The organism is Tenacibaculum sp. SDUM215027 (genome assembly GCF_050566205.1).
Classification (GTDB): domain Bacteria; phylum Bacteroidota; class Bacteroidia; order Flavobacteriales; family Flavobacteriaceae; genus Polaribacter.
In genome coordinates this window covers 1-20,123 of sequence record NZ_JBNXUE010000004.1, presented here as the reverse complement: position 1 = coordinate 20,123, position 20,123 = coordinate 1, and the positions used below count along the sequence as shown (strand labels likewise).

The following is a 20,123-nucleotide window of genomic DNA, read 5'->3' as shown; positions in this document are numbered from 1 at the left end:
ATTATTTTTTAGTACACTTCTAATTTTCCTGTAGTTTTATCTTTATAAAGAATAAAACCTTCAGTTCTTATATAATTATCTTTATCAATTGATACTAAAGGAGATTTACCATTACTTATACTCACTAATTCTAATGTTTTATTATTGATATGAAGTTCTAACGTATAATTTTCAAAAGGTTGCATAAAACCTTTTGCTTTACCGGCCCTATCGACTTGTTCTGCTATGTATTTTTGAACCTCTTGCTCATTATAATACATAGATTTTGCTTGCCTTGTAAGAGATTCCTTAAAAATATCTCTATACTTATCTGTTTGTCCATTATTGAGAACTTCATGTATATTAGTGTAAAATGAAACAACATCTTTAAGTAACTTATCTAGGCCTTCTTTTGATAAATCCGTGGCATTTTCCAATACTTCTGGCAATTCATAATTAACATCTGCCCTAAACTCCCAAGTATAAAAAATAGAGTCTTGTGCTTCTTCATATTTAGGTAATACTAATTTTTTGATTTTTTCTAAATGAAAATCACTCATATCTTCTGAAAAGTTATTAGAATAGTATACTTCTAAAAATATCCCTTCCAGATATGCAGGGAAAAGAAATTTATTATGAAATTTATCTAATTTAACACTTATTGATTGAATCCCTGACTTATTAATATACGAATTGAGATAGTAGTTCCCACCTCTCACACCGTCATTTTCAGAAATTTTAGCCATCAAAATTCCATTAAAATAAATTTTAATATTACCGATTAAATCATAGTTTAAGAAATATACTTTTTTTTCCATTTTTTTTATGCTTTTATTTTCTTTTTTTTTAATTGAATTTACACATGACAAGTTCATTATTATCAGTATATACAATAAATATCGTTTCATAAAAATTAAAATTTTATAGTCTTTTTAAAATCTGCATGTGGAATCAGTTTTTTTGAATAATCTGGTTTTCCATCATCTTTTTTTGAATTTAAACTAGCTTTAAACCAAAACTCTACTTTGACACCAGAAAAAAAGAAATCAACATCTAAATCTCCTTCGCTATTTAATTCTGTTGGTACTGTTAAAGTAACATAAGAACTCCCTTTAGCACCAATAGAAAGTTCTGCTTTTTTGTGATATTTATCATTTTCTGGCTGCATTTCTTTATTCATCACTTTAGATTTAATTTGAACCTTGGTACTTATCTCAATACTCCCTTTAATAATACCTTGTAGTTTAGAACGTGCTTTTAAAGCAAATGAAATAATACTTAATAGCTTTTTGGCTTGAGAAATTTCAAATTCTACTTTTTGTTTATCGATTTTATATACAAAACCAAGGTCTACATTGTATTTAATAGGGTCATCTTCTTTTGCTTCATTTAAAAAACCAAAGCCCAAAATATCATTAAAATTCTTTCTTTCATGTACAAGTATTTTATCTTGTGGTCGTGTTATGCCAAAGTCAAAATCCAACCCCCATTCTATACTTGGATATACTGCTATTTTTGCTATTTGATTTGGATATCTACAGGTGCTTATAGGGATGGCTACCATATATGCCATTGGTTATCCCGCTTGTCTTTATATATATATAATGGTAATGATAAGCTTTCTGTACATGTCTCTGGGTCTTTTGCCCATATAATATAGCCCCCATCTTTAATTCGTTCCAACGTAGCAATCTTACCATTACCATATAGTTTTAACACATAGTTTTCTATAGGTTGAATATTTTCTCTTTCTGCTTGAAAACTTTCCTTATTATCCAAAAGACATTCTTCAACAAATTCAGATGAGTAATATCTAGAAAGAACTGACCTTTCAAATAAAGATTTATGTATCCTATTAAAAGAATCATAATCTTCTGACATCATTCTATGCATTTCTTTAAACTTATGAGTGACTTCTTTTAATAACTTATCTTCATCCATCTTACTTAAATCAATGGCATAGTCGATATCATTAATTACATAGGGAACTTCGGCATTGAAAATAGTGTCGAACTGAACATAGGGCAACTCTTCTTTTACTTGAGGCATTTCCCATTCCATGATTATGGTACTGCCCCCAAATTCATTCTCTTTATCTAACATATTGGGATAGCGCAATAATCTTATGGCAAGGTCGGCATTCTTGCTTAGCACTTCTCCTTGTAAAGGTGTTATTCGTATAGATAATGTCTGTTTGCCACTCTTTAGTATTCTGCCATTGAGCATGGGTCTCACAGAATAAGCAGGATAAGGATCTATATATTTGTGTGCTAAAAAATCATTTACCTTAACTTCGTAATGGCAATTTTGGTTATTTATTTGTATAAAATAACCAGCTTTTTCTTTGGTTTGGTCTATGGTGTTGTTATGTGCTAAGTGTTGCATCGTGTTTCCTTTTTGTTGTTTGCATCCTATACTTAATAGAATAATAATTAATAAACTGCTAATTTTCATTTTGTTCTAAATTAAGGTAGTATTTATCGCCTAATAGAGTATATTTCTTTACTATCGTGTAAGGACCTAAGGTTTTGGTTTTTTTGAAGGTGCCATCGTCAGCTTTTTGTTCCTTTTTAGCTACAGCTGTAAGACCTGCAAACTTTATTTCACCTGCATTAGAAAATAGATTAAGTTTTTCTTCTAAAGAAGGTATAACTTCTAAAGTTTTAGACTTTCCTTTATAACCGAATTTAACCCAAACTTTTGCTGTAACTCCAGAGAAATAAAAATCAGTTTCCCAGTTATTATTACTACCAAAATTCTTTCCAATCATTTTACTCAATTAAGGCAGTAGTAAAAGCTTGCATACGAATAATTTCAAAATCATCAGAAGTCTTTTTTTTGTGTAGCATAACATAAATTGAATAAAACTTTTTGTTTTCTTTATCTTCTACACTAAGAATACCCTTTTGAGAAAATTTACCTGATAATTTTTCTAAGACAACAACTTTACCTTCTCCAAGTATTCGCATTTTATAATCGCTAATCTCTGATGCTTTCCCCTTTAATCCATTAAATAAATCTATCAGATTCTCTATGTATTTCTCTTGTTCTGATAAAGAGATATAATTTGCATCAAAATATTCTTGATTCGCTAATGACAACTCTCTAATAAACTCACTTCCATTACCTTGATTTAATAATTCTCGCAAATATTTATACTTATTAACAACTTTTTTTTCTAATTCATTTTTATCCCACTTTGATAAGTCTTCTGAATTTTTCCACCCTTCCAATTCAAAAGGTAATTCAGCTTCAAATGACCATTCTCTTTCAACAATAGGTGTAGCCATTTTTATTTTAGAAAGAGATAAATTTTTAATTATTTTCATATCTACAATATCCCCTGACTTATTGTACACTGTTTGAAATATATTAAAGTCCTTTCCATATTCTTCTAGAACTTCAAAAGGATATTCTCCTCCTTTTTCGGCAAAGGGATGAATCATCCTTAATTTAACACTTTGCTTCCCACTTTGTAGAATAAATTGATTGATAAATTCCATACCTCCTAAGTTTCCATATAAAGATTGATCAATTACAATATCATTTACAAGAATTTCACTGTTTTTACACATAAAATCGTAATTTATTGTGTATTCATTACCTTGTTTTTGTATATCCATTTGTTTTTTTTTACAAGAAAAAATGATTAATATTATTAATATTAAAATATTATTTTTGTTCTCCAGCATCTTTAAAAATTGAAATTTTTTTATCTAAATCGGGAATGATATTTAAATCATCATCTATACCCTTAAAACCAGCCTTAACTTTTATGTAAGCATTAACTCCAGAAAAATAAAAATCACTTTCCCAATTATCGTTCTTCCCAAAATTTTTCCCAGCAATAATGAAACAATCGAATGTCTTTTTAAAAACCAGTTATATAGGAACTCATTCTTAAAATTTGAAACTCATTGCTTCCCTTTGGAATATGTAAAATAGTATGATGCAAATAGATTTCCTTCTCCTCTTCATTTTTGGCAGTTAAAACACCTTGACCATGTGGGTTTACAGTTTCTAATGTTACAGCTCTTCCATTACCTAACATCTTTATTTTATAATTATCAATTTTTGGCATAATATTCTTATGTGCAGTAAATTGGTTAATTAAATTAGCTAGATATTCTTGTTGTTCTTTTTCGGTTAATTGATTTGAAATAAAATACTCATTATTTAAAAAATCTAACTGTTTTACAAATTGAGCTCCTTCTCCTTTATTTAGTATGTTTCTTAATTCTCTAAATTTACTTATTACTGTTTCTTCCAATTTTTTTTCATCCCATTCAGATAGATTCTGAGAATTTCCCCAACCTACCAACGTATAAGGAATGTCTACATCAAATTCACATTTGTATTCAATAAATGGCATGTCTTTTTCGATTTTAGGAAGATTTATTTTTTTAATTAATGTGGATTTAATGTTATTCTCTGATTCTATAATATTTATTATTGATAAATCTTTATTTAAAAAATCTATATCAGTTGGTCTAATCACACCTCCTTTTTCTTTATAAATATGAAATAATCTTAATTTTAGTTCTTGTTTGCCTGATTTTAATAAATTAATATTAATAGATGATGGGCCTGGTCTTCCATTACGGAAATCTTTATCTATTAAGACATCGTTCACTAAAATTTCATAAGCTATTAAAGGGCCAAATTGATAATTTATATAATACATTTGTTCATTCATCTTTGAATATTTTTTATTTTTTTCTTTATTTAAACAACTAATATTTAATAAAGTAAAGCTTATTATTATTAATTTAAAAAAATTCATACTACTTACTTTATTTCACCTGCATTAGAAAATAGATTAAGTTTTTCTTCTAAAGAAGGTATAACTTCTAAAGTTTTAGACTTTCCTTTATAACCGAATTTAACCCAAACTTTTGCTGTAACTCCAGAGAAATAAAAATCAGTTTCCCAATTATCATTTTTTCCAAAATTCTTTCCTAACATAAGACTTACATAGCATGTTGCTTCTATCCCAAGTCCAAGTTCAAATGCTTTTTCTTTTGTTTCTTCACTCATATAGCCTTCTATTTTTTTCTTCTTTTTAACCTCAATATAACTCCTAAAATCTGCACTCATTACAAACTTTCCTTCCAGCACCCCTTTAAGCGCTACAGAACCACCCAATTCTTTAGTGGCATAGTTATAAGTAATTCGTGTAGGTGTGTCTGTATTATCTTTACTATCAGCACCTACCAATTTTATACTTGAAGAAAGCGTAAAGGATAACTCATAGTTAATTTCTAAGCTTCCATTGGATAGACTTTCTGCTAACCATGCAGCAATATCTAAAGCATCTATAATAACCCCCCAAGGTTTTAATTTACTACCCAATGCTAACAGGTCTAATCGTACTTTAGCGCCTATAATTGGGTCTGCTATAATACGTCCTTCTAACTCCCAGTCTACTATAGCTCCATTACTTTCGCCATAGCCTATACCTACTCCAAAACCTATGCTAGGTGCTATAAGTTCAAAACTTGCTGGTAGTTTACTCGCTTGTTTTGCAAGACTTCGTTTTTTAAAGTTAACATCAGTTTTTAACTTAGTGTTATTTATCTTTTTAGATTCCGATACGCCCAACTTACCGTCCAAAAATTCGATAATACTTGTTATAGGCAACAGCATTTATCCCCAATTTTATACTATTTAAATCTTTAAAAGAAATTTTATTTCCTTTTTGCCAATCAGAATCCCTTATATTTATTCTAATTTTTTGCCTTTCATTTTTCAAAAGATAACTATTTAAGTTTTCAGCTCCCATAAAGTTGCCTTCAATATTCTTTAATACTATAAGATCATTAACTGTAATTTCAAAAGGAGTAAAATACTGATATGTTAAGTAATACTGTTTATTCGTTATTTTATAATTTTTAAGTAGTTCTTTTTTATTTATTTGCCCCTCACATCCGTATATAAATAGACCTAAAAAAATAACCAATAACCTCCCCTTAATTTTTTCCAAAATCATTTGTAATTCAGTCATTATTTTTTAGTATACTTCTAATTTTCCTGTAGTTTTATTACGGTACAAAGTGTAACCAAAAATTCTAATATACCCTTCTTTATCTACTGATACAAGAGGTGATTTTCCAGTCTCTTGAATGAGTTTGATAGTTTTATTGTTTAACCCTATTTCAATTTTATAATCTTTCATAGGTTGCATAAAACCTTCTGCTTTACCAGCCCTATCGACTTGTTCTGCTATGTATTTTTGAACCTCTTGATCATTATAATACATAGATTTGGCTTGTCTTACACGGGATTCTTCAAAAATAGCTTTGAATTTATCTGTTTGTCCGTTATTGAGAATTTCATGTATATTAGTGTAAAAAGAAACAACATCTTTAAGTAACTTATCTGGGTCTTCTTTTGATAAATCCGTGGCATTTTCTAATACATTTTCTAATTCATAACTTACATCTGCTTCAAACTCCCACGTATGAAATATTGAATTTTGAGGTTCAGAATATTTTGGTAATGTTAAATTTTTAATCATTCTAAAAGGAGGATTCTCTCCATTCTCTGAAAAGTATATTTGAATTTCATTTCCCTCTATTTCATTAGGTTTTATCATATTGTTTGTCCCAGTTGGCATCATTAATAAACTAATATCGTAAATATCCTTTTTTGAAATTAGAGGATTCAAATATATTATTCCCTCTACAACACCTCTTTTATAATCAATTTTTTCAAGTAGTATTCCGTTACAATAAAAACTAAAGTTTCCTGATACTCTATAATTTAAAAAATATGTATATGTCTTCATGTCGTTATTTTCTTTTTTTACTTCTAAATGTTTCTTTCTATTATTATCACAACTAAATGACAATATTAAAATGATTAATATTATTGTTTTTTTCAAAATTCTATTGTTTTTTTAAGATCAGCTTTAGGAATCATTTTTTTTGAATAATTAGGTTTGCCATCAGGATTTTCTGAATCTATAGAAGCTTTAAACCAAATTTCTATTTTTACTCCAGAAAAGAATAAATCTACATCTAAGTTTCCTTCACTATTTAATTCAGTTGGTACAGTTAAGGTTACATAAGAGCTTCCTTTAATACCAGCTTTTAATTCAGCCTTTTTATTGTATTTATCCTCTTCTGGGTTTTGACCCCAATCTTTTACTTTTGCTTGAAATCTTATTGAGAAACTCATCTCAACACTCCCTTTAATAATACCTTGTAGAGAAAAATTAGGGTCTAAATATTTGTTAGTAAAATTGTACTTTAGGTTAGCGTATTTTTCATATTGAGGTTCACCCGTTTTAGGATCTGTTCCTGTTTTTTTGCCTACCAACTTTATTTGCGACTCAAAAACAACATCTATTTTATAATCTATTTCTAAGCTTCCATTGGATAGACTTTCTGCTAACCATGCAGCAATATCTAAAGCATCTATAATAACCCCCCAAGGTTTTAATTTACTACCCAATGCTAACAGGTCTAATCGTACTTTAGCGCCTATAATTGGGTCTGCTATAATACGTCCTTCTAACTCCCAGTTACTATAGCTCCATTACTTTCGCCATAGCCTATACCTACTCCAAAACCTATGCTAGGTGCTATAAGTTCAAAACTTGCTGGTAGTTTACTCGCTTGTTTTGCAAGACTTCGTTTTTTAAAGTTAACATCAGTTTTTAACTTAGTGTTATTTATCTTTTTAGATTCCGATACGCCCAACTTACCGTCCAAAAATTCGATAATACTTGTTATAGGCAATAGCATTTTGCGGTATTTTTCCCAAAATTGTCCTCCTAATTTTATAGTATCCTTTCCATTAACCTCACAATGTACATATATACCCAGTTTACCTTTTTGGTTTTGGTAGGCTGAGGCTATATGCTTTTTTGTTGCAGTATCTTGTTGTCTTTTTATATTGCCCGACAAATCATCAAACTCATTACCACCTCGTGCGTTATAGGCTAATAGTGTTGGGGTCTCGTTACAGTACAAGGGTTCCTTATGAAAAATCACTCTATCGCAGTATATGATGAATTATATCTAAAAACTTCAAATTTATTCGAGCTTTTTGGTTTGTGTAGTATGAAATAGTTTATGTTTCGTGTGTTTTCCTCTATATCTTCGGAAGATAATATACCTAAACCCTGTAATTTCCCTGTAGCATATTCTAAAGCGACTGCCTTACCGTTTCCCATTAATCTTAAGTGATAATTCTCTATTGGTAACATAGTACCTTTATGTGATGTGAAAAAATCTGTAATATTAGTGCTGAACTCTTGCTGTTCACTATTATCCATATATTCTGCTATAAAGATAGATTCTGTTGCTTTTTTCACCTCTGTATACACTTGATTACCATTACCGTCATTCAATAAATCTCTAAGCTCAGTAAATCTATTTACTACTACTTTTTCCAGTTCTTTTTCATCCCATTTACTTAAATCTTCTGAATTTTCTAGATTATCACAATAAATTGGCAGTTCTGCCTCAAACTCCCACTCTTGCTCTATGACTGGTGTAGATTGCTTTATATCATAAAAAGTTGCTTCAAGAATATTTTTAATATTTGAAAAAGCCTCGTTTTCTAATAGGGTAATTAGTGTTTTTCCTTTAAAATCTAAAATATCTTTTTGAGAAATGTTGTATTTTTTTAATTTAATTGGAGCTTGAACATTAATACGTAATTTTTGTGCTCCTTTTAAAAATAAATATTGATTAATTTCGTATGGTGCTGGTATACCATTACCAGCAACAGAACTACTTACTAATATATCGTTTACATAAATTTGGTAATTGTTATTACCAAATTTATGGTGTAAAAAATATTCTTTTGAATTTGTGTTCATTTTAACTTTTGTATTATTATTATTATTATTATTACATGAAATATAAAGTATAATGAAAGTTGTTAAAGTAATGTTTCTAAAGTGTATCATTTTGTTTCTCCTGTATTTTTAAAAAGTGAAAAAGATTCATTTAAACTTGGAATTATTTCATATATCTTGGGCTTCTTCTTTTTGACACCTGCATTAAATGTAATTTTTAAACTAAAACCGCTAAAATAAAAATCTGTATCCCAGTTATCATTTCTACCAAAATTCTTTCCAATCATATAAGTGACAATAGCTTTACCTTCTGCACTAAGACCTAATTTAGCAGCTTCTTCCTTATCTTTGTCTTTAAGGTATTTTCCTTCAAAACTTCTTTTCTTTTTCTTTTTTATATAAACCTCCAAACTTACACTAGCTAACAATTTTCCTTCTAATGCACCTTTAAGCGCTACAGAACCATCCAGTTCTTTAGTGGCATAGTTATAAGTAATTCGTGTAGAGGTGTCTGTATTATCTTTACTATCAGCACCTACCAATTTTATACTTGCAGAAAGGGTAAAGGATAACTCATAGTTAATTTCTAACTTACCATTTGAGAGTACCGAGGTTAACCATGAAACAATATCCAAGGCATCTAAAATGAGCCCCCAAGGTTTGAATTTACTACCAAGTGCAAGGATATCTAATTTCACATTGGCACCAATAATAGGATTCGCCTTAATACGTCCTTCCAACTCCCAACCCACTTTAGTACCACTGCTCTCGCCATAACCTATACCTACACCAACACCTAATGAAGGTGGGGCTATGGTAAAACTCATAGGACGCTTACTTAATCGTGCCACTAGCCCTTTCTTTTTATTTAGTATTTTATTCTCTTGCTTCGCACCATTTAGGTTTAAACCGCCTTCCTCATCACTGCTCAACGTATTAATAATCCACATTACTGGAGATAACATTTTTCTAAATTTCTCACCAAATTCTTTACTTAATGCTATTGTTTTACTCCCATTAATTTCACAATCTACCGAAATTTCGAAATTACTTTTACTTCCTGTAAAGCTTTTCAATTCATTAGAAATGGTTTTATCTAAAATATCTTTTCGCGCCTTATTATTTGAGGTGCTTACATCCCCTTCACTATATCCACTATAATAATCTATTAGATTATCACTTGCTTTATAATAAATAGGTGTCTTTATATTGTAATTAAAATTTATCACCCATTTCATATCTGGGTACACATTTAACTTTATCAACTGGTTGGTATATCTACAAGTGCTTATGGGTATGGCATAACTTTGGTGAAGTTTTTCTTTTTTTATAAGCTTTAGTAAGTAGTCTACTACCCAAACGTTTTTTAAGTTTTTATTAAAAACACCATCTTTTAAATAACTTTGCTCAAAGGCCAAGTAGTTAAGAACACGATCTCCATAGTCTTTTGTATACTCATAACCCAAATTTAGCTCTATACTATTATCGTTAAGTGTATAATCTTCTTTGTCTATCCATTGTTCTGGAAATTTTGAGGTATTGAATACATTTTTTTTATCATGTTTTTGTCCAGAAGGTAATCCTATACTTTCGCATCTTGGTTTCGTTTTACTTTCAGTTTGATAGTGCTGCGCCTCTAAACCATCTAGTGTAATGGTTATTTTTTTCTTTTGCTTATCACCTGCTACAATCTCAAATAAGTTAATATTATTATCGGCTTGTTTTGTAGTAATGGTATTTTCATTAAAAACCTCTACAGGTGTACGACCTTCTACTTCTACTTGTATGGCAGAAAACTTGCAATGCTCATTATTTTTAATGGTATATTCATTTTTTACCACTTGGGCAATCATATTTTGTACTTCAAATTTACGTTGAGTAAGTAATTCTGAAGTTGTATTATAATACACACCAAAATAATATTGTCCTTTTAATTCTTCTTTAGTGCTATAGTCTGCAATTACAGTTTTGGTATATGTATTTGCAGCATCTTCTACTTCTGAATGTGATACACTTATTTGAAAAAAACTTTTTTTCTCCCAATCTCCTTTTTCAATTTCTACAACTACTTGTTCGCCATTGGGTGCTATTACAGGTACTTTAGAGCCCATGGAGTGTGAAGATAAGATTCCATCATTAATAGGTACAGCTTTGTTTCCTAGTTGGGCATCTTCATTTTTATAATGCAATACTTTTATCTTGGCATAAAAATATTTTATGGGTTGATTTTTATCGTGTTTTGCCTTATCTCTCCACTTTTTATCTATTTTTATATTAATAACATTATTGGTATTGTATGCTGTTTGGTTATCTGTTTGCTCTTGTACATACCTAATAGGAGTTTTATTCATTTTTATATCAGAATGATATTCATAAATATCTACTTCAAAAATAGCGAAATCATGATAGGGCGTATTTACATTTGGCAGAAGATGTGTTTTTATAGTTAATGAGATAATATCCTCATACTTGTAAACACCATTTTCTGATGGGTCTTTCTTATTTACAGAAAAGTTAGTACTGAGCACTTGAGAATTACCTATTATAGCCACAAAAGCTCCAAGCTTTGGGTTATTAAATTCAGGATAATAGTTATAGGCTTCTATCCAATATATTTTTCCAAGTTGCGATTTGTCTGTAAAAACAGCTTTTATTATTTTTGCTTGTACATATTGCTTTTGAATACCATATTCTACTACTGTAAAATTACCACCTTCATTTTTCCAAGCGCCCCATTGATCATTAAAATCTCCTTTTGGAAGGTTTTTAATAGCTTTTATATACTCATAATCTATATAACTCCATTTTACATTTGTTAAAGCATTAGCACTGTCTATAGGGTTTGGAATATCTTCTTTATGAGCCTCTATAACACCTGGAAACTGAGCAAAACCGTGTAAAGGTTCTGTAAGATACGATCGATCATTTACATATAGCACTATCCCCTCTTTTCCTAAAGGCACTTCAAAATATTGAAAGTCATCAATTTTTTTATTTGGTTTTCTTTTAGCATAAATTCTGCGCAATTTTAATTTTGTCATCTTATTTTGTTTTTAAAAATAACCTCGAACACTGTTGTCATGTTCTCCAGCCTCAATTCCTTTAAAAGGGTTTTCCTTGTTTAATTCAGTAGGATTCATCACAGGATTTACCTGACTTATCACATCTTCATCAGCTTCTTCAAAGCTAGACTCTGAGGGTTCGCCCACCTGTCCATGAAAAATAATACTTACACAAGGAGCTCCCGAAATAGCACACGTTGCTTCACTGCCTTCTAGTAAAGGGTAACCGCCATTATCGTCTAGTTTTACTTTATCGTAAAAACCTGTCCATTCGGTAATAGCTGGTTGGCAGGGTTTATACCCACCTGGTGTGGGTTGAAGTTTACATGGCCCAAAAGTTTTGTTCTCAAAAGGCATCCCAGTCTCTTTGTCGGTTGCCATAAGTTTTTCACTCCCTTCAGGGTCATTGATATAATGATTTTTTTGAGTAGTTACAACAAGTTTGTCGGGTGTTGTACCATACTTACATTTACAGAGTGCTCCATGACACACTAGTTTTCCTGTTAATCCCATAGTATTTTTTTTTTAGTTGTCTAACCATTTAATAAAACGTTGTTTTAGTGTTAGCTCTTTGTTTTTTTCTTTACGTATTTTTCTATGACGTCTTCTTATATCGTCTCGCATTTCTTTAAAAGACCTCCGTATGGTTGGTTTTTCTTTTAAATGATATATAGAAGCGTTTACCGTTTTTATAACGGTTTTGTTGTTTTTTATAGTACATTTAGCTATTATATTTTCTAATAGAAATGTGTTACCATCTAAATCGTTTTCTACGTTTAGGGTGGCTTGTGTAGCTCCACTTTCTATATGCGACTCAAAACATGCCAATGCTGTATTGTAATAGGTCTTTTTTTTGTTAATCTTTTGATTTCCTTTAAAATTTATAGGGGTTTTAAACCCAAGTACAGGAAAATTTATCGTAGCTTTTTTCTCTAAAGTATCGTCATATTTAGTATATATATCTTGAAACAAAAGTGTATAAAATATTTCGTGGTTTAAGGAATGTAACAATCTATATTTTTGATGTAATTTGGCTTCAAACTTTGTTATATATTGGTCTATAGCATTGCCTGTATATTCTCTTTGAAGTTGTACTTTTATCTTTTTCCAGCGTTCTAATATCTCTTTGTGGTTAATAATATCTAACAACTCATTACTAAGTGTTGTCTGTACTTCTAGTGGATATAATACCTCTGAGGTTATAACAGATAGCTTTTCTATTAACGTTTTAGGGTAACGCTTGTTTATAAATATGTTATCTTTCTTTATTGAATACTCGTAATAGCCTAATTCAGGAAACTTTCTTATAGTTACTTCAGCTTCAAACTGAACTTTTGACGACTTATCTTTTTGAACATCAAACAAATCTATTGCCACGCTATAAGTACGAGTATACTGATATCCTCGTAAAGAAGTACCAAACTGTTTAGAAAAACTCACATAATCTCCACTATATAAGCGCTCTTGTTTGAGTTCTTCTTTCGATTTTTCGGGTTTTAATATGCTTAATTTTTTATTCATTTAAATATTTTTCTTTGTACGATTTTAAAAAATCTAAAGATATATCTGATGGCATCTCATAATAATTAGTTCCTCTTTCTAGTTGAAACCACATTTTTGCTGTAAGCGTATTTTTTATTTCATCAGGATTTAATGTTTTCATCATTTCTTTTGTTTCATCACCATAATATACCGCAGTGTCTTTTAATTTACGATTTTGTACAGCTAAATGTTTGGGGAACTCTTCCGCTTTAATTTCTTTAAAACTCCCTTTTTTATCAGATTTGAAAAATCTAAAAATAATTTTACTCATATTAGTCCTATCAAAAGAGACTACATAGAAATTATCTTTAAATAATTTGATTACATAAGGCAAAAAGTAAGATCCTTTATGAGAATAAGAAATAGAGTTATAATCAAACTTGATAGAACTTCTATCGTCGCCTCCGCCCCAACCAAAACCATGACCTCCATAATATTTTCTTTGGGAAGACATAAATTCTATTGGTATTTTAATGTCATTAGCAACTTCAATCTCTTCGGACCAAACTTTTGTTTTTCGTTGAAATTTTAGATAAAAAATATAAACTCCAACCAAAGCAATTATTATACCTAAAATCAATATCATTTTTTTTAACATTTGAAATAGAGTTTATATTTTTTTTCTAAAATCTTTTAAGAGTTCACCCCTAGCCTTTTTATTTATTTTATCTACATATTTAAATTTCTTATAATCTATAGCTTCTGTTTTTATCAGACAGTTAGATAGATAACTATTTGATATTCTATATTTAAAAAACATATTCTTTTCTATATCGAATTTTCTACCTGCTAAACGAATAGAGTCCTTTGTTTTATTAAAATATATTAATAACGCATTAATGTTCTTGTAAATAGTCATAATTAGGATAAAATTCGAATATCACAATTCTATTATTTTCATCTTTCGGCATTATGATTAACTTTTTGTCTAAATCAATTTTAAAATCTTTAATTGTATCGTTGTTGTCAATTATCCAATTCTTCTTTTTGTCTAAAGAAAGAGAATATTTTAGTTCATCTTTTTCTAAAGGTAATTGCTTCTCTTTAGGAAATTTGTACTTATAATACATTCCCAGTGAACTAACGCTTCCAATACACTGAATATCAACATTTATATCATACTCATATCTTTCATCTAAGGTGATTTTTTTTTGTCAAATGAATATACTGAAAGCGTATAGTTATCCTCTTGATATATTATAATATTCTTAGCATAAATCATATCTATAGCATCTAATGACACAGGTTGCCTTTTACAGAAACTAAGTAACAACAATATTATGATTAGTCGTGGTGTCATATTATTGATTTTTAAGCATACTGTTCTTCAATATTATTTCTTTTCTTCACAAGAACATACAATGCTCCTGATCCTTTTTGGTTTTATATATTTTATTTTTTATCCATTTAAGTTATTTTTCTAAAAAAGAATAAATGACTATTTCCTTATTCTTCGTATATGAAATATTTTTTTTTATATAATCTATCTTAAAGTTTAATATGGTATCATTTCCATCAATAACATTTTTCTCTTTAAGATTATATACCACTTTATAATCTTTATACTCAGGGTAGTTTTTAGAAAGAGAGAATAGAGATTTGTTATCATTTTTATAAAAATAAAAAAGTCCTTCACCTTTATTTACTCCAATACGTTCTAATTCTCCATAAGAATTAAACAAAAATTCTTCTTTAATAGCATAAAAATTGTCTTGATAATGATGCATAGCTGCTGTAGTTATAGCCTTATTGTTATATAACACTCTTTTTTTAACAATAAAATCTATTTGTACTTCACTATGATTTCCTTTACAACCAAAACATAATAGTACTATTATTGATAAAGTTATTCTTATTGCCATTTATAAAACACTTTACTCATATACTTTGGGAGCCTTTTTAGGATTTTTTAGATATTTCTTTTTAACTTTTGGTAAATTAAACTTATCATAATCTATTTTATCTACTTTTACCATATACTCTGGAAACCAATCTATATTATTATCCTTTAGACAAGGTTCTTCAAGTATCAAATTATTAGAAATATCTCCTATTAATTTCCATATATTTTGATTTCTTTGTTTCTCATAATAAATCCAATCTTTAAGTTTATCTGAAAAAAAGCATAAGTCCATTTCTTTATCCCCTTTATGTTTCCAAAACATTAAAATAGGATTATCAATACCAATAGTTTGATCTTCACTCTCATAATATATACATATGTATGTATTATTATAAACAGCTCTATAAAACAATTCTCTTTTATTAGTTGTCTCTATTGTTGCATATTTTTGCTCATCTTCAAAAGCATAATAAATACTTTTGGAGCATGATTATAACATTACAATCACAATATTTATAATACAGAATGCTATTTTTTTCATGATATAGGGTTAAAAAAAGCTTTACTTGCTCCAATACTACGCATAGTGTCCCATTGCCATTTATAAAACACTTTACGTTCCATTAAGGGGTTTTTATTTGGTGCCCCCCTTTGGTTGTGTATAATCCATGTAATTTTCTAATAGTTACCTCGGCTTCAAACTGTTCTTTAGATGTTTTATCTTTTTGAACATCAAAAAAATCTATTGCCACGCCGTAAGTACGAGTATACTGATGTCCTCTTAAAGAAGTACCAAAATGTTTAGAAAAACTTACATAATCTCCACTATATAAGTGCTCTTGTTGGAGTTCTTCTTTCGTTTTTTCGGGTTCTAGTATGCTTAATTTTTTATTCATTTAAATATCATTTACTTTCACTTTCTATTTAGAGAAAAACCATGCTATTATTAACATCAATATGAATAATACAAAAGGTAATTTCCAAAAAAAAGAATTTGTTTTATAAAAGAAAAATAATATTGAAAATAAAATTATTAAACCTATGTTTATTCCTCCAAAAATCATTAATTTAATGAATTCACCAGGAATATGAGCATGTGAATTAGAGGGTAACTTATACCAAACAAAACTTAGAACTTGCAGGACTAAAAATATTATTGGTGCTAATTTTTGAATTGTCATAAAAATATTATTTATTGTATTTTTCCACTGCTTCTCCAGACTTGTGAGTACCATAACTTTTTCCTAATTTATCATTTGCAAATGGATAAACTGTATTTCTCAAATATTTCTCTAAATCATCTGTAGGTTTTTGTTCTTTAAACATTTTTAGGATATATACAGAAGCTTCTTTTGCTTCTTTTGTTCCCTCTAAAGCATTTACCTGTTCATTTGTAACATTAAGTATAGAAACACCATCTTTTTTGGGGCCATTACGTTGAGCCCATGTTAAATTATTTTGATCAACAGCATCAGATTTCCCATGCTTATGAGTGTCTTGATTATTATATGACTGTATGTTAGTAATAAAACCTTTTTTATCTCTAACAATATGCGATTCAGAATAACCATCTTGTACCATATGGAGGATTTTTCCAATATGGAAAAGACCGAAATAATTTTCCTTCTTTAAATAACTATAATTAGGATATACTTTAGATAATTTGACATGTTCCTTTTCAACTTCCTTTGCCTTCATATACCATTTTTTAGCTTGATTTACTATTTTGTCAACTACCTCTTGATTTGTCAATTCATTAGAAGGAGACATAGAGTGCCAGAATTGTAAATCTCCATGATGGGTCCTATAAGCCATTGTTCCTTCTGTATGTTCTTCTTTCCACGTTTTATAATAACATGTTTCAACTGAGTTTTCATTCCCACAAGGAACATCCGGCCAAGCACATCCCTCATCTAAACGATAATCATATTTCACACCCGCTATTTTTGCAGCCTGTTTTGTTATGTTTTCATGAACAGCTCCTTGCCCTCTTATCTTAAAAAACTCAACAGTAATATTTTTCCCGTTTTTAAGAGTTACAATACCTTGATCATCACTGTCATCTTCTACAAATAAAAGCTCTCTAGCTTTCTGTTCTCTATCTGGACTACCCATTAATACTTTGGCATTAAATTCTCTAACCTCCCCATTACTAGACTCTATTTTGAATTTAGCAAATTCAAAATCTTTAAATAATAAACCATTATATTTTATAAAATCTGCCGCAAATAAAGTTCCTTCATCTCCTTTTGCATCACCACCAATATCATCATATTTATTTCTTAATAAATATTCTATATAATGTCCTGTTTCTTCAATCATTACTCTAAAAAGTAACCAACTTTTTTCAGGATCCTTCTCAGCTTCTAAAATCAGATTCTGATTAAGGTATATTTTACCTTTTAAAAAATATCCTCCAACATTAGAATAGAGAGGTAAATTTACTACTCCCCATTTTGGATAAGGAACATTGCCTTTCTCCAAATCTTGCATTAGTTTTTTTGCTACCTCATGTCCTATATCATCTCCAAAAATACTCTTTAGTCCAGCAATAAAAAGCTTAGAACTCTTAAAGTTAATAGACTTTAAACTGTCTAAGTAAGGAATTTTAAGTTCTTGGTTATTATGCATATAAAGTTCACTCTCTATATTTACAACATTTTCTTCAGGCTCTCTTTCTGGCGGCTCTTTATATGTACCTAAAACCGTTTCGTTTTTAGCCTTCATATCAATAGAAGTATTAGAGTACATATTAATACCTTCCTCTGTAGTGTATATATTGATTTCCTCAGCAATTTTGGTTAATGTACCGCCAACTTGAGTAATGTAATTCTCCTCTACAATCTTGTATAGGTTTTTAGCTTTTATGTTAATAGACCCCATCTGTTACTGAAAATTTGATTGCTCTTTGGAGTTACTAGCTATTGACTTAGCACTGTTAAAATTGAGACTTTCAACTGTACTTGCTATGTCCAATTTACCTGCTACATCCTGTGACATTTTTGCTGATACATCCATATTTTCATCGACTTCCTCGCTCATATTAATGCTTTTTTTAACAAAATCTGCGCCTGCCATTTGACTGATGTCTTTTCCTGCGCTGGTTATTATGTTTTGCCCTGCTGTTTCAGAAATATTACTACCTACTATAGTATTCATATTCTCAGCTACATTAATATTCATATTTTTACAATTCAAATTTAGAGTTTCATTTGCTGTAATATCAATAGAGTTTTTTGCTGTATCAATAAAAATTATGTTCTTATTTTTATCAGTAATAGTAATAGATTCAGCTTTTTCCGTATCGTCTAATTCAATAGTGTGTCCACTACGCGTAATAATGCTCTTTCTTACATTTTTATTATCTCCTCCTGCTCCATTTTTACCTGTAAACATGCTTCCCATTACAAAAGGACGATTAGGATCGTTATGTTCAAAACCAATCATTACCTGATCTCCTACTTCTGGAATAAATACAAATCCTCTGTTGGTTTTAGTAAGATCACTGCTTCCTGCATCTGGTGTCATCACACGAATAAAGTCTGTTTTTGCGCCAATAGCTTCTTGCCAGTAAAACTGAACTTGTACGCGTCCTTTGCTTTCTGGATCTTTATTACTTACGACCTTTGCTACTTGATTATTAGCTACAGCTGGCGCTATATTTTCGTTTAATGGTAAACTTTTTGTGTTTGCTGGAATCGCTTCAAAAGTATTATAGTATGCTCCTCCTACACCAGCAAAATGACTTATTTGAGTTATAATATATTCTCCATACTGTTTTATAGTATATTTTCCTTCGTCATACTTTGCTGCACTTACTTTAATTGTGCTTCCTAAACATAACCCTTTTTTTATTCCACTTGCCTTAAGCACATTACCTCCTGCGCTTAATCCTTGTAAGCGTTTTTGTAAATACTCATCTAACGATGATTTGTCTTGTAAAAACACATCACTTACTCCAAAGTCTTTAACTTCTTTATAAACTTCTTCTGATGCTTTAAGTGCGGTGTTTCCTAAATCGTTTAAACCTTCGTTATTGGCTTTTAAATCGTTTTCAAAGAATTGATCATTTAACGAATCGTAACTGTAGGTTGCTAAAGTAGGATTGTAGGTTTTAGCTTTTATTTGTAGTTCTTTTAGATCTTTACTGTATTCTAGCTCTATTGGCTTTTGACCTTCAGATTCTGGCTTTCCAAAAACAACATCTACTCCATCAAAATAAAACCATTCATTGTATTGATATGCTAATCGTTGAAGGTATTTATAATCGCTCTCTGCGTATTGACATTGGTAAGGAATTACTCTAGTATATGCTGGCCTAACCTTGTTTTTGATAGCGGTAGTACCTATAATCTCTGAAACAATGCTTCCTAGTTCTTTTTCTAACCAAGATTTTTGTTGTTTTCCATTCTCTAACAATACTGTTTGAGATAATCCTTTAAGTATTAACTCGCCGTGTAATCCTATTTCACTGTGACGCATTGATACATCTAACACAACTCCTACAAAAGCTTTACCTGAAACATTCGTAGTAAATTGTTTACCTAACCATTCTTTTGATTTATCTAATGTATAGCTTCCTGCTTCTTCTACAGTTTCTATATCTACTACGACTTCAAAGGTGTGATGCTTGTATAAAAATTGATTAATTGTAATTGTATTATAGCTTTTTACAAAGTTACCATCAATGGTAATTTGCTTATCTAAAGCTTCTTCTTTTATCTTATGCATAGTACTTTTTTTTCTCTTAATGATAGTTACATAAAAACAACTATCAACGCTTTTTTTTGAACAAAAAAAGACCTTCTTTCTTAAAAAAAGAGAAGGTCTTTAGTAATAAATTATATAAAACTAAAAGTTATTTAGTCCTTCTCATTAAGCTACTGGC

Annotated in this window: 22 protein-coding genes; all 22 read right to left on the bottom strand. The window is 29.7% G+C overall.

Annotated features, from left to right (window positions below):
- Positions 1–8: 8 nt before the first annotated feature.
- The 22 genes from ACQYZ7_RS10080 to ACQYZ7_RS09975 all read right to left on the bottom strand — a co-directional run bounded on the left by ACQYZ7_RS10080 (position 9) and on the right by ACQYZ7_RS09975 (position 19,966).
- Complete coding sequence (locus tag ACQYZ7_RS10080) at positions 9–887, bottom strand: hypothetical protein (RefSeq protein WP_430729625.1); 879 nt, start codon at positions 885–887, stop codon at positions 9–11.
- A 5-nt stretch (positions 888–892) separates the two neighbouring features.
- The gene (locus ACQYZ7_RS10075) at positions 893–1,552 is read right to left on the bottom strand and encodes a hypothetical protein (protein ID WP_430729624.1); all 660 of its coding nucleotides are present in this window, start codon (positions 1,550–1,552) and stop codon (positions 893–895) included.
- On the bottom strand, positions 1,537–2,364 hold the full coding sequence (locus ACQYZ7_RS10070) for a hypothetical protein (RefSeq protein WP_430729623.1): 828 nt from the start codon (positions 2,362–2,364) through the stop codon (positions 1,537–1,539). The genes ACQYZ7_RS10075 and ACQYZ7_RS10070 overlap by 16 nt, the downstream gene beginning before the upstream one ends.
- Before the next feature lie 58 nt (positions 2,365–2,422).
- Positions 2,423–2,749, bottom strand: a complete 327-nt coding sequence (locus ACQYZ7_RS10065; protein ID WP_430729622.1) for a hypothetical protein — start codon at positions 2,747–2,749, stop codon at positions 2,423–2,425.
- Between the two features lies 1 nt (position 2,750).
- Positions 2,751–3,602 (bottom strand): hypothetical protein, encoded by an 852-nt coding sequence (locus ACQYZ7_RS10060; protein ID WP_430729621.1) that lies wholly within the window; start codon positions 3,600–3,602, stop codon positions 2,751–2,753.
- Positions 3,603–3,850: 248 nt separating this feature from the next.
- Positions 3,851–4,675, bottom strand: a complete 825-nt coding sequence (locus ACQYZ7_RS10055) for a hypothetical protein (RefSeq protein WP_430729620.1) — start codon at positions 4,673–4,675, stop codon at positions 3,851–3,853.
- Between the two features lie 92 nt (positions 4,676–4,767).
- Positions 4,768–5,625 carry a hypothetical protein gene (locus tag ACQYZ7_RS10050; protein WP_430729619.1) on the bottom strand — a complete coding sequence of 286 codons (858 nt, stop codon included), beginning with the start codon at positions 5,623–5,625 and terminating at the stop codon, positions 4,768–4,770.
- Positions 5,582–5,983, bottom strand: coding sequence for a hypothetical protein (locus ACQYZ7_RS10045; RefSeq protein WP_430729618.1), 402 nt, complete (start codon positions 5,981–5,983; stop codon positions 5,582–5,584). The genes ACQYZ7_RS10050 and ACQYZ7_RS10045 overlap by 44 nt, the downstream gene beginning before the upstream one ends.
- A gap of 6 nt (positions 5,984–5,989) precedes the next feature.
- On the bottom strand, positions 5,990–6,862 hold the full coding sequence (locus tag ACQYZ7_RS10040; RefSeq protein ID WP_430729617.1) for a hypothetical protein: 873 nt from the start codon (positions 6,860–6,862) through the stop codon (positions 5,990–5,992).
- On the bottom strand, positions 6,859–7,434 hold the full coding sequence (locus ACQYZ7_RS10035) for a hypothetical protein (RefSeq protein ID WP_430729616.1): 576 nt from the start codon (positions 7,432–7,434) through the stop codon (positions 6,859–6,861). Before ACQYZ7_RS10035 ends, ACQYZ7_RS10040 begins: the two co-directional genes overlap by 4 nt.
- Positions 7,435–7,493: 59 nt before the next feature.
- The gene (locus ACQYZ7_RS10030; RefSeq protein ID WP_430729615.1) at positions 7,494–7,955 is read right to left on the bottom strand and encodes a hypothetical protein; all 462 of its coding nucleotides are present in this window, start codon (positions 7,953–7,955) and stop codon (positions 7,494–7,496) included.
- Between the two features lie 17 nt (positions 7,956–7,972).
- Positions 7,973–8,809, bottom strand: coding sequence for a hypothetical protein (locus ACQYZ7_RS10025; RefSeq protein WP_430729614.1), 837 nt, complete (start codon positions 8,807–8,809; stop codon positions 7,973–7,975).
- Between the two features lie 86 nt (positions 8,810–8,895).
- Positions 8,896–11,829, bottom strand: coding sequence for a hypothetical protein (locus tag ACQYZ7_RS10020; protein ID WP_430729613.1), 2,934 nt, complete (start codon positions 11,827–11,829; stop codon positions 8,896–8,898).
- A 12-nt stretch (positions 11,830–11,841) separates the two neighbouring features.
- Positions 11,842–12,363: a DUF4280 domain-containing protein gene (locus tag ACQYZ7_RS10015; RefSeq protein ID WP_430729612.1), complete on the bottom strand. Its 522-nt coding sequence runs from the start codon at positions 12,361–12,363 to the stop codon at positions 11,842–11,844.
- A gap of 12 nt (positions 12,364–12,375) precedes the next feature.
- On the bottom strand, positions 12,376–13,371 hold the full coding sequence (locus ACQYZ7_RS10010) for a hypothetical protein (RefSeq protein WP_430729611.1): 996 nt from the start codon (positions 13,369–13,371) through the stop codon (positions 12,376–12,378).
- The gene (locus ACQYZ7_RS10005; protein WP_430729610.1) at positions 13,364–13,978 is read right to left on the bottom strand and encodes a hypothetical protein; all 615 of its coding nucleotides are present in this window, start codon (positions 13,976–13,978) and stop codon (positions 13,364–13,366) included. Before ACQYZ7_RS10005 ends, ACQYZ7_RS10010 begins: the two co-directional genes overlap by 8 nt.
- A gap of 250 nt (positions 13,979–14,228) precedes the next feature.
- Positions 14,229–14,462 (bottom strand): hypothetical protein, encoded by a 234-nt coding sequence (locus ACQYZ7_RS10000; RefSeq protein ID WP_430729609.1) that lies wholly within the window; start codon positions 14,460–14,462, stop codon positions 14,229–14,231.
- A 342-nt stretch (positions 14,463–14,804) separates the two neighbouring features.
- Positions 14,805–15,254: a hypothetical protein gene (locus tag ACQYZ7_RS09995; protein ID WP_430729608.1), complete on the bottom strand. Its 450-nt coding sequence runs from the start codon at positions 15,252–15,254 to the stop codon at positions 14,805–14,807.
- A 12-nt stretch (positions 15,255–15,266) separates the two neighbouring features.
- A complete protein-coding gene (locus ACQYZ7_RS09990) occupies positions 15,267–15,647 on the bottom strand; it encodes a hypothetical protein (protein WP_430729607.1) in 381 nt (126 codons plus the stop codon).
- A 211-nt stretch (positions 15,648–15,858) separates the two neighbouring features.
- On the bottom strand, positions 15,859–16,131 hold the full coding sequence (locus tag ACQYZ7_RS09985) for a hypothetical protein (RefSeq protein WP_430729606.1): 273 nt from the start codon (positions 16,129–16,131) through the stop codon (positions 15,859–15,861).
- A gap of 292 nt (positions 16,132–16,423) precedes the next feature.
- On the bottom strand, positions 16,424–18,118 hold the full coding sequence (locus tag ACQYZ7_RS09980; RefSeq protein ID WP_430729605.1) for a hypothetical protein: 1,695 nt from the start codon (positions 18,116–18,118) through the stop codon (positions 16,424–16,426).
- Positions 18,119–18,121: 3 nt separating this feature from the next.
- The gene (locus tag ACQYZ7_RS09975) at positions 18,122–19,966 is read right to left on the bottom strand and encodes a type VI secretion system Vgr family protein (RefSeq protein WP_430729604.1); all 1,845 of its coding nucleotides are present in this window, start codon (positions 19,964–19,966) and stop codon (positions 18,122–18,124) included.
- Between the last annotated feature and the right edge of the window lie 157 nt (positions 19,967–20,123).